Genomic DNA, 8,104 nt, shown 5'->3' with positions numbered 1-8,104 from the left:
ACGATCGGTGACAGGTCGGTGACCTCTCACCGATCGTGCAGCAGGCCCACTCTCGTGCTGGGCTTTGCACCAGGTGCCTCAGGCGGCGTCGGGGTCTGCAGGACGTGGCGGCTCGCCGTCCAGGAGCAGGTGGCCGGCGGGTTGCCCGGCCAACCACAGCTCGGACTGGTCCAGGGCCTGGCGCAGGACCTGGCGCAGGGCATGTCCCAGGGGTGCTCGCTGTCCAGGCGCTGGGCGGCCGCTGATCACCGGCCGCTGATCACCGGCCACTGATCACCGGTTGCCGGGATCTGCACCGTCCACTGCCAGCTCCTGGTCCCGGCCCGCGTGCAGCGGCGCACGCGGACGTGCAGCCCGGCGTGGTCCTGGGGGAGCCGGCAGGTCGCGTGCGCCACCTGCCGCAGCAGCGGAGCCCACCGGGCCCGCTGCTCGACGACCTGCGCCGGGAGGGTGGGGGGTGCACGGTCGGCGGGGAAGTTCAGGAGCGCGGCGGGGTGCTCGGCCGGCTCGTAGGCTTCGACCGCGTGCCCGGCAGGGCTGATCACCGCTTCCCGGCTGGGGTCACTGGCGTCGGCATCGCCCAGGGGGCTGCAGGGCGCGTGGGCCAACGTCGGCTCGAACCCCTGATCGGGTGGGAGGTCGCCGCCCACCGCCCACCGCGCTCAGCGCGCCCACGACGGCTACTTCCACCTCGCTGCGGGGGCGGGGGTCGGCCCACCCCTTCACGCCGGCGGGCGCGCGCAGGTCGTCTTCGGCGCGCGTCCCCCTCAGCGTGCCCGGGGCGGGCGGCTCAGAGCGCGGGCTGAGCCCGGATCACCCACGCATCGGGGGTGAGCGCCATGTCCGCGCCACGAGCGCGCGTGTGGTGCGGGGGCTGTTGATTACCCGTTGCTCAGTCGGTGAGGAGCCGGCGGGCTTGGTGCAGCTCGGCGATGGCGGCGTCGATCAGCTGCCTCGTGCTGACACCGGTGCTGACACCGGCGCCGGCGCCGGAACCCTCGACGCTGACGGAACTGGCGCCGGCGGTGAGGTCGTGGACGGTGATGGTCACGGTGCCCAGCACCGCCGGCTCGCTGGTGCCGGCGAGCTGGCGCAGGTGCGGTGGGCAGTCGGGGTCTTGCGGGGAGAAGGCGTGCCACCCGGTGTGCGTCTGGCTCACGGGGCCAGCCTGCCCCAGGACGCCTCGACTGTCTCGTCCCACCGCAGCCGGCGTCCCACCGCAGCCGGGGCTCCGCCGCTCACCCCCCCCGCAGCGCAGCTCGATGCCAGCCGCTGCAGCCAGCCGCTGCAGCCAGGCGCTGCACGGCCTGCGTGAAGGAGAGGTCCTGGGTGCTCACCACGCACTCCACGACGTCGCCGCCCGCACCGCACCCGAAGCAGTGCCAGCGCCCGGCAGCAGGGCGCACGTGCAGCTGCTCGTCCAGGTCCTGGTGCTGGTGCTGGGGGCACCGGCCGGTGCGCCGATCGCCTCCACCGGGCCGGAGCGGGGTGCGCGCGTGGATGACGGCTGCCAGGGCGGTGCGCCGCTCGACCTCGTGGATGCCCTCGGGGTGGAGGTGAGCTGGCACGCCCACAGGCGTGGGTCGCGCTTAGCGCTCGTGGTGGTGAGGCATCTGCTGCGCGATCCGGTGGCAGGCGGTGTCACCGGATCGCGCAGCAGGCCGGGTTCTTACGGCACGGTGGCGGGCAGTGCTGCACCGGCGGTGTCGTAGAGCTCGACGCGGTGCACGTCCAGGTGGCGCGGGTGGGCCAGCACCGCCCAGCGCACGTTCGTGCAGTGGGGGTCGTCCGCGACGCGCAGGTCCTCGCGGGTGCCGTCCGAGAGGTGCACCACCACCGCGCGCACCTCGGCGTGCAGCGTGAGCAGCCAGGTGGCCGGCTCGTCGACCTCCCCGGTGCCCCAGGCGCCGGTGAGGACCTGCCTGGGCGGCAGCGGGGTGCAGCGCTGCGCGGTGCCCCAGCACCGGCGTCCCTCGGCGGTGCGCACGTCGAGCACCACGCCCGGCCCGCGGGGGGTGTCCTCGGCGTGCAGCGTCCACTGCGCGCCGTCGAGGGCGGTGCCGCTCAGCAGGAGGGTACCCACCCGCCCCGGTGTGCGCTGCTCCTCCGACCACGTCACCGGTGGCGCACCGGCCTGGTGACGGCACCGATCACCTGCATGAGCGGGATGACCGAGCGTTCTGGTCCACGTCTGGACCAGGGGCCCCTCAGCTCGACATGCCCTGCTGGCAGCATCCAGCAGAGTGCTTCCACGCGCCGGCGCTGCAGGCGTGCGATCGGACGAGGCGGTGAGGTGGGTGTTGAGGTCGAGGCACAGCGACGTGGTGCGCATCGAGAGCGGCGGGCGGTGGCAGTTCGCCGACAGTGAGGCCGATGCCCACGACGGGCCCATCGAGTCCAACTTCGCCTACGTCATGGGCCGTGAGGGCATCTGCTTGTGGTCAGGCACTTGGTGCGGGGAGATCCCGGTCGCGGTGGAAGTCCACGACACCCCACCGCCGCCGACGTCGGGGTGGGAGAAGTCGGTGGACCTGGTGGCCGTCTTCCCCAGTGCTGTCGCCGCCGCGTTCTGCGTCGACACGCCCAGGGAGGGCCTGCGTGAGATCCCCCTGCCCGCGCAGCGGGTGGTGGTCCGTGTGCTGGTCAACGGCTGGACCTCCCCGCCGGGGGCGTGCAACGCAGCGGACAGCTGGTTGTTGCAGGTGTGGCCGGCGCAGGGACAGCTGAGCGCTGCAGCAGATCAGCGATGAACCCACCTGCGCTCATCGCCATCGTGTGGGTGATCGGTGTCGAGGGGCTCAGGACGCGGACTCGTCGACCTCGCCGCCACGCCGCGGGCCGCTCTCGCGCGGAGCGGTGCGCGGCCCGGGCAGGGAGTCCCTTACCGCGGTGGCGGGCGTGGGAGTGCCGTCGTGGCAGGGCGCCGAGCGGCCACGCGGTGAGCGCGACCTCGCCCCCCAGCGCGCCGGGAGCGCGGGGTCGTTGACGTGCCACTGCCCCACGGCAGACTGACCCGGTGAGCAACGCCGTGGCCGTGGAGGCTCTGCTGCACCTGGTGCGGGTGATGGAGGCCGCGGAGGCGGCTGAGCGCGCGCACCAGCAGGCGCGCGAGGCCGAGCTGACGCTAGGGCGTGGATGGGAGCGGGAGCAGGCCCGGGCGGCTGCGCAGGCTGTGCAGGCTGCGTACGAGCAGGTGATGTGCTGGCAGGACGAGATCGGTCGGGCGCGAGCGGACGTGCTGTGGCAGTTGGGGCAGGGCGGGCAGGACTGGTCCAGCTGGTTGAGCAGGCACACGAGCATCCAGGGCGCACCGCGCGCCTCCGGTGCTGCCTGAGCCGCCGCCCCGCCTCGCGTGCAGTCGCGGCGGGTACGCGGCGCGGTGGGTACGTGGCGCGGTGGGTACGCGGCGCGGTGGGTACGCGGCGCGGCAGGACCGCGAGGCCGCCCGCAGCGCGCCGTGGGCGGGTCGCGGGCGGGTCGTGGCGGCCCGGCCCGGCGCTGTGCGGTGGGTGCGCGACACGCCCTGGCCTCGTCGTCGCCGCACGTCCCGGAGTCGTCGTCGCACGTCCCGTCGTCGTCGTCGCACGTCCCGTCGTCGTCGTCGCACGTCCCGTCGTCGTCGTCGCACGTCCCGTCGTCGTCGTCGCACGTCCCGTCGTGGTCACCGCGGTGACCGGCGTCGTGGCCCCGGGCGATCGGAGATGATCGACGGCGTGAGCGAAGCGCACCTGCAGCACCAGCCCGACGACGCGCCTGCTGCGCCTGCTGGGCCGCCGCGCCGCTCTCCGGCGGCGGGGGTGCTGGCCGCGCTCAAGGAGGTCGTGCTGGTCGTGGTGGTGGCCCTGGTGGTCTCCCTGGTGGTCAAGACCTTCTTGCTGCAGGCCTTCTTCATCCCCTCGCAGTCCATGGAGCAGACCCTGGACATCGGCGACCGAGTCGTGGTCAGCAAGCTGACCCCGGGCCCCTTCGAGCTGCACCGCGGTGACGTGGTCGTCTTCTCCGACCCCGGCGGCTGGCTGCTGCCCACCGTCCCGGCCCAGCGCGGGGCGGTGGGTGCTGCGGTGGCCGCGGCGCTGGAGTTCGTGGGGCTGCTGCCGGAGGACTCCGACGAGCACCTGATCAAGCGGGTCATCGGCCTGCCCGGGGACCGCGTGGCCTGCGACGGGCAGGGGCCGGTCAGCGTCAACGGCAGCCCGGTGGAGGAGTCCGGCTACCTGGCGGCGGGGGTGGCGCCCAGCCAGGAGGCCTTCGACGTGACCGTGCCGGCCGGTCAGCTGTGGGTGATGGGCGACAACCGCCCCAACTCCGCGGACTCGCGCGAGCACCCCGATGCCCCGTACGGGGGGTTCGTGCCGGTGGAGGGGGTGGTGGGGCGCGCGTACGCGGTGGTGTGGCCGCTGGGGCACGCCTCGCGGCTGGGCACCCCGCACGCCTTCGATGCCGTGCCCGGCGTCTCGGGCACCTCGTGAAGGCGCAGTCGGTGCGTGGTGGGTGAGGGAGCCAACGACGTCCCGGCCGGCGCGGTGATCGCACGTCCGGTGCGCGTGAAGGCACGGCCAGTGGTGCTCCTCAGGTGGCCGTGCGCTGCTCAGGGCCGGCGCGCTGGGGTCCGGTGGTGCACACGAAGCGCATCCGTCCAGCGGTGCTGAGGTCCACGAAGCGCCCGCCGTTGCGTTCGATGACGCGGCGGGAGGCGTGGTTGTCTTTCGCGCAGGTCAGCAGTGCCCGCTCGATCCCGTGCTCGCCGGCGATGCCCAGGGCAGCTGCCAGCATTGCGCTGGCGTGACCCTGCCCGCGCGCGGAGGGCCGCACGTCGTAGCCGATGTGCCCGCCGAAGGCGTGCAGCTCCTCGCTCAGGGCCAGGTTGATGCGTACTCGGCCCAGGTACTCGTTCGCGCTGGCCCACCACAGCACGCGGTGGGGGACGCGGTCGCGCGGGTGCAGAGCCCGCCCGGCCCGGCCCGCTTCGAGCTGGTCGTCGATCCAGCGTTGGAATGCGCACGGGTCGGTGAGCTCCTTGATGTCCAGGTCGGTGTGCAGCCCCTCACGGTGGTGCTCGGCCAAGGCCGCCAGGAAAGAGGCGTGCTGGGCCAGGGTCGGCTCAACCAGGCTCGGTGCGCTCGAGTGCATGAACCTGCACCCTGTGTGTTGTGGGTGCCTGCTGACAAGTGTGTGGTTCCCGCGCTCCACGGTGCTCGCTCTTCTGCTCACGGAGTCGACGGCCGTCCGTGGCCGCGGGTGATTGACGTCGTCAGCGCGCGACGTCAGCGCCGTGTGGGGGTGTGCGGTCGGTGCGGCGCGGGTTCACTGCTCGACGCGGTAGGACAGGGTCAGCTCGTCGCCGGCCCGCCCGCGGATGCCCCAGTCGTGCCGCGGTGCCTCCACGATGCTGATCTCCAGGTCGATCGCCTCGATGCCCAGGTGCGCTTCGAAGTCGCGGTACAGGCGCTGGTGGAACGCCTCCTTCGTCGCCACGCTGCGCCCGGTGAACATCAGCACCTCGAGGATCGTGTACTCCTCGCTGCGCCCCTGCGGGGTGGGAAAGCCCTCCGCGGTCACGGGGGAGAAGCGGTGGAGGCGCTTGGCGGCGGGCAGTCCGAGGACGTCGACGGCGGCGGCGTGGACGGTGTCGGACAACCGGGTGCGCAGCGGGTGCAGGACGTGCTCGCGGCCGTAGACCTTGAACTGGGCCATGGTGGAACCTCTCCTGGGGTCGGCCTTCGCGGGCCGACGGGAGCAGGGTTCCGCACACCCGCGCTGGGCGGGGTGCGTCGGTGACGGACGTGCCCGGCTCAGGAGCCGGTCCACCACGAGGGTCGGGTGCGCGTCGCGGCGATCACGGTGCTCACCGTAGTGGGCGGCGTCGGTCTCGTCACGCGATCCGCGCCGTAGCGGTTCGTTCGCGCGCCGGATGAGCGGGTGTCCGGCGAGGGCCGGAGGCGTCCGCGACGTTGCGGGGGCGGCTGTGCCGAGCGCGGTATCTGCCGGTGGTGCCTGCTGGTGGCGCGGGCGGGTGTGCGCGCCCGGCGCTGCACGCCGCACCGCTCGGTGCTGCGGTGAGCGCTGCGGTGATCGCTACGCTGGCGGTGCAGGACCGGCGCGAGGGGTGCTGGTGCCGACGGGGTGAGGTGGCGCTGTGGCCGTGGAGCTGCTCGGTGACCAGGGCGCGGGGTACGCGCTGATCGCGCTGTACGTGGCCGGCGCTGGCATCGCGCTGGAGCGGGTGCGCTGGTGGGTGCGCCGTGCTCAGGCGCGTGCGGTGGGGGCCGCGGTGCGCTCGGCCGGCGCCGGCATCACCCCCGGCATCACCCCCGGCATCACCCCCGGCATCACCCCCGGCATCACCCCCGGCATCACCCCCGGCATCACCCCCGGCATCACCCCCGGCATCACCCCCGGCATCACCCCCGGCATCACCACGGGCACCGGTGCCGGTACCGGTGCTTCAGCACCGACGGTGCAGCGCGCTGCTCCCGTGCCCGGCGCGCCCGCGCAGGCGGTGGCGCCGATCGGTGGGCTGCTCGGGCAGCGCATCGCGCGCACCGAGCAGGTGCTGGAGGCGATCGAGGCCCTGGCGCAGCAGGTGCCCCTGTCCGCCGGTGAGCAGGTGCGCCTGGCCGACCTGCGCGCCAGCGTGGACCGGTTGCGGCGCTCGGCGGCGGTGGTGCCCACCGAACCCGTCGAACCCGTCGAGCCCGCCGAACCCGTCGAGCCCGCCGAACCCGTCGAGCCCGCCGAGCCGGTGGCGGAGGGCTCGCCGAGCGTGCCCGGGGCAGGCGCACCTGCGGCGGGTGCCTCGGCGGCGGGTGCCTCGGCGCCGAGCACGTCGGTGCTGGTGCAGCAGGAGGCGCTGAGCGCGGCGCAGTACCTGCTGATCGGGGCGCAGCGGCTGCACGAGGAGGTGCAGCGGGTGCTGCTGGTGGATCTGGGCGCGCAGCGGCGCTACGCCCAGGACAAACACCGGGCATCGGACCTGACGATCGAGTGAAGCGGCGCTGCTGCACCCCAGCACTAGCCGGGCGCCTGCTGGGCGCCTGCTGGGCGCACCTGGCCTGGTGCCGGTGGTGCCTGCGGCGCGGTGGCGGGGTCCGCGGTGTGACCTGGTGCCGCTGGAGAGCGGGCGGTGCCACCGGATCGTGCAGCAGACCCGTGCGACCCGTGCTGCGCACTGCAGTACGCACTACACGACGCACTGCACCGCGCACTGCACCGCGTTTGTGGATCCACACCTGCAGCGCTCACTGAGGAACCAGGGAGGCCAGGACCAGGGCGGCTGAGGGCAGCAGGACCGCGCCGATCGAGGTGGGCCAGAACCACGCGCGGGCGCTGGCGTGCACGCGCGGACGCAGGACGTGCCCGGTGAGGAACCACGCCAGGACAGCGGTCCCCACGATGGGCAGGATGAGCGCGGAGGCGAGGCCCGCGCCGTCGTTCTCGGTGGGTTCGCGCACCGTCAGGCCCAGCGCGGCCAGTGGCCACGTGCGCAGGTAGTAGTGGGCGAGCCACAGCGGCACGATGCCCGGCACGCCGAGCAGCAGGTTGACGATCACGACCAGCACCGGCCCGCGCAGGGAGGAGGTGCGGGCGGGGTGAGCGTCGTGGGGCGGTGTCACGAGCGGCGCGGCAGGTCGTGGTCCTGCAGGGTCCCCAACGGTGGTGCCGCCTGCTGCGGTGGTGCCGTCTGCTGCGGCTGCGCCTGCAGGCGGTGATCGGTGGGGGCGGTGTCGGTGCGCAGGCGCGCGGGGGAGAGGCCGGCCAAGGGCGCGGGGGGCAGGGGGGTGAAGACGGTGGGCAGCCGTGCAGCGGTGGGTGCGCTCGCGCCTGGCGGGGTCGGGTGCGGTTGCTGGTCGTTCACCAGGGCAGTCTGAGCCAGTCCAGCGCGGTCGTGCAGTGCTGCAGGGGCCTGCTGCACGATCCCCTCACGGGTCGCAGTCACTGGATCGTGCAGCAGACCCGCTCACGCAGTCCTGCGTGGTTCCTTACAGCTCCTTTCACTATGACGTTGGGAGCTTGCGGTAGCAGATGAGCGCGCACGCCAGCTGCAGCAGGCTCAGGTGCAGATCGGCTCGCACCTCGTAGCGGATCCGCAACCGCTTGAACTGGT

General features: G+C 73.7%; 13 protein-coding genes and 1 pseudogene. 4 read left to right on the top strand and 10 right to left on the bottom strand.

All coding sequences use genetic code 11. The features are described from left to right. Positions 1 to 78 precede the first annotated feature (78 nt). The 5 genes from ACRYR7_RS22785 to ACRYR7_RS22765 form a co-directional block, all read right to left on the bottom strand. A complete protein-coding gene (locus ACRYR7_RS22785) occupies positions 79 to 249 on the bottom strand; it encodes a hypothetical protein (protein WP_432574413.1) in 171 nt (56 codons plus the stop codon). Next, on the bottom strand, positions 246 to 545 hold the full coding sequence (locus ACRYR7_RS22780) for a hypothetical protein (protein WP_432574411.1): 300 nt from the start codon (positions 543 to 545) through the stop codon (positions 246 to 248). The genes ACRYR7_RS22785 and ACRYR7_RS22780 overlap by 4 nt, the downstream gene beginning before the upstream one ends. Positions 546 to 892: 347 nt before the next feature. Further along, positions 893 to 1,159: a hypothetical protein gene (locus ACRYR7_RS22775; RefSeq protein ID WP_432574410.1), complete on the bottom strand. Its 267-nt coding sequence runs from the start codon at positions 1,157 to 1,159 to the stop codon at positions 893 to 895. 79 nt (positions 1,160 to 1,238) lie between these two features. Continuing rightward, on the bottom strand, positions 1,239 to 1,568 hold the full coding sequence (locus ACRYR7_RS22770) for a CHC2 zinc finger domain-containing protein (protein WP_432574408.1): 330 nt from the start codon (positions 1,566 to 1,568) through the stop codon (positions 1,239 to 1,241). Between the two features lie 101 nt (positions 1,569 to 1,669). Beyond that, entirely contained in the window at positions 1,670 to 2,083 is a 414-nt protein-coding gene (locus ACRYR7_RS22765) for a hypothetical protein (protein ID WP_432574406.1), read from the bottom strand. Between the two features lie 217 nt (positions 2,084 to 2,300). Between ACRYR7_RS22765 and ACRYR7_RS22760 the strand changes: the two genes are divergently transcribed. The 3 genes from ACRYR7_RS22760 to lepB all read left to right on the top strand — a co-directional run bounded on the left by ACRYR7_RS22760 (position 2,301) and on the right by lepB (position 4,469). Next, positions 2,301 to 2,750, top strand: coding sequence for a hypothetical protein (locus ACRYR7_RS22760; protein ID WP_432574405.1), 450 nt, complete (start codon positions 2,301 to 2,303; stop codon positions 2,748 to 2,750). Between the two features lie 266 nt (positions 2,751 to 3,016). Beyond that, positions 3,017 to 3,334: a hypothetical protein gene (locus ACRYR7_RS22755; RefSeq protein WP_432574403.1), complete on the top strand. Its 318-nt coding sequence runs from the start codon at positions 3,017 to 3,019 to the stop codon at positions 3,332 to 3,334. Between the two features lie 379 nt (positions 3,335 to 3,713). Then, entirely contained in the window at positions 3,714 to 4,469 is a 756-nt protein-coding gene (gene lepB / locus ACRYR7_RS22750) for a signal peptidase I (RefSeq protein ID WP_432574401.1), read from the top strand. Positions 4,470 to 4,569: 100 nt separating this feature from the next. On the opposite strand, the gene ACRYR7_RS22745 is transcribed toward lepB, so the two are convergent. After that, the gene (locus ACRYR7_RS22745; RefSeq protein WP_432574399.1) at positions 4,570 to 5,064 is read right to left on the bottom strand and encodes a GNAT family N-acetyltransferase; all 495 of its coding nucleotides are present in this window, start codon (positions 5,062 to 5,064) and stop codon (positions 4,570 to 4,572) included. Between the two features lie 240 nt (positions 5,065 to 5,304). Continuing rightward, complete coding sequence (locus tag ACRYR7_RS22740) at positions 5,305 to 5,694, bottom strand: tautomerase family protein (RefSeq protein WP_432574398.1); 390 nt, start codon at positions 5,692 to 5,694, stop codon at positions 5,305 to 5,307. A gap of 442 nt (positions 5,695 to 6,136) precedes the next feature. On the opposite strand from ACRYR7_RS22740, the gene ACRYR7_RS22735 reads away from it, so the two are divergent. Further along, a complete protein-coding gene (locus tag ACRYR7_RS22735) occupies positions 6,137 to 6,988 on the top strand; it encodes a hypothetical protein (RefSeq protein WP_432574397.1) in 852 nt (283 codons plus the stop codon). A 250-nt stretch (positions 6,989 to 7,238) separates the two neighbouring features. Here ACRYR7_RS22735 and ACRYR7_RS22730 read toward each other — a convergent pair whose 3' ends face one another. From ACRYR7_RS22730 to ACRYR7_RS22720, 3 genes and pseudogenes are all read right to left on the bottom strand, one after another. Continuing rightward, a complete protein-coding gene (locus ACRYR7_RS22730; RefSeq protein ID WP_432574395.1) occupies positions 7,239 to 7,613 on the bottom strand; it encodes a hypothetical protein in 375 nt (124 codons plus the stop codon). Beyond that, positions 7,610 to 7,855: a hypothetical protein gene (locus tag ACRYR7_RS22725; RefSeq protein WP_432574394.1), complete on the bottom strand. Its 246-nt coding sequence runs from the start codon at positions 7,853 to 7,855 to the stop codon at positions 7,610 to 7,612. The genes ACRYR7_RS22730 and ACRYR7_RS22725 overlap by 4 nt, the downstream gene beginning before the upstream one ends. A gap of 139 nt (positions 7,856 to 7,994) precedes the next feature. After that, a pseudogene (locus ACRYR7_RS22720) lies at positions 7,995 to 8,104 on the bottom strand (IS5/IS1182 family transposase); the annotation flags it as partial.

The organism is Kineococcus gurbantunggutensis (genome assembly GCF_050871925.1).
Classification (GTDB): domain Bacteria; phylum Actinomycetota; class Actinomycetes; order Actinomycetales; family Kineococcaceae; genus Kineococcus.
Note: the sequence above shows the minus strand (reverse complement) of the source record. Positions and strands in the feature narration are given on the sequence as shown.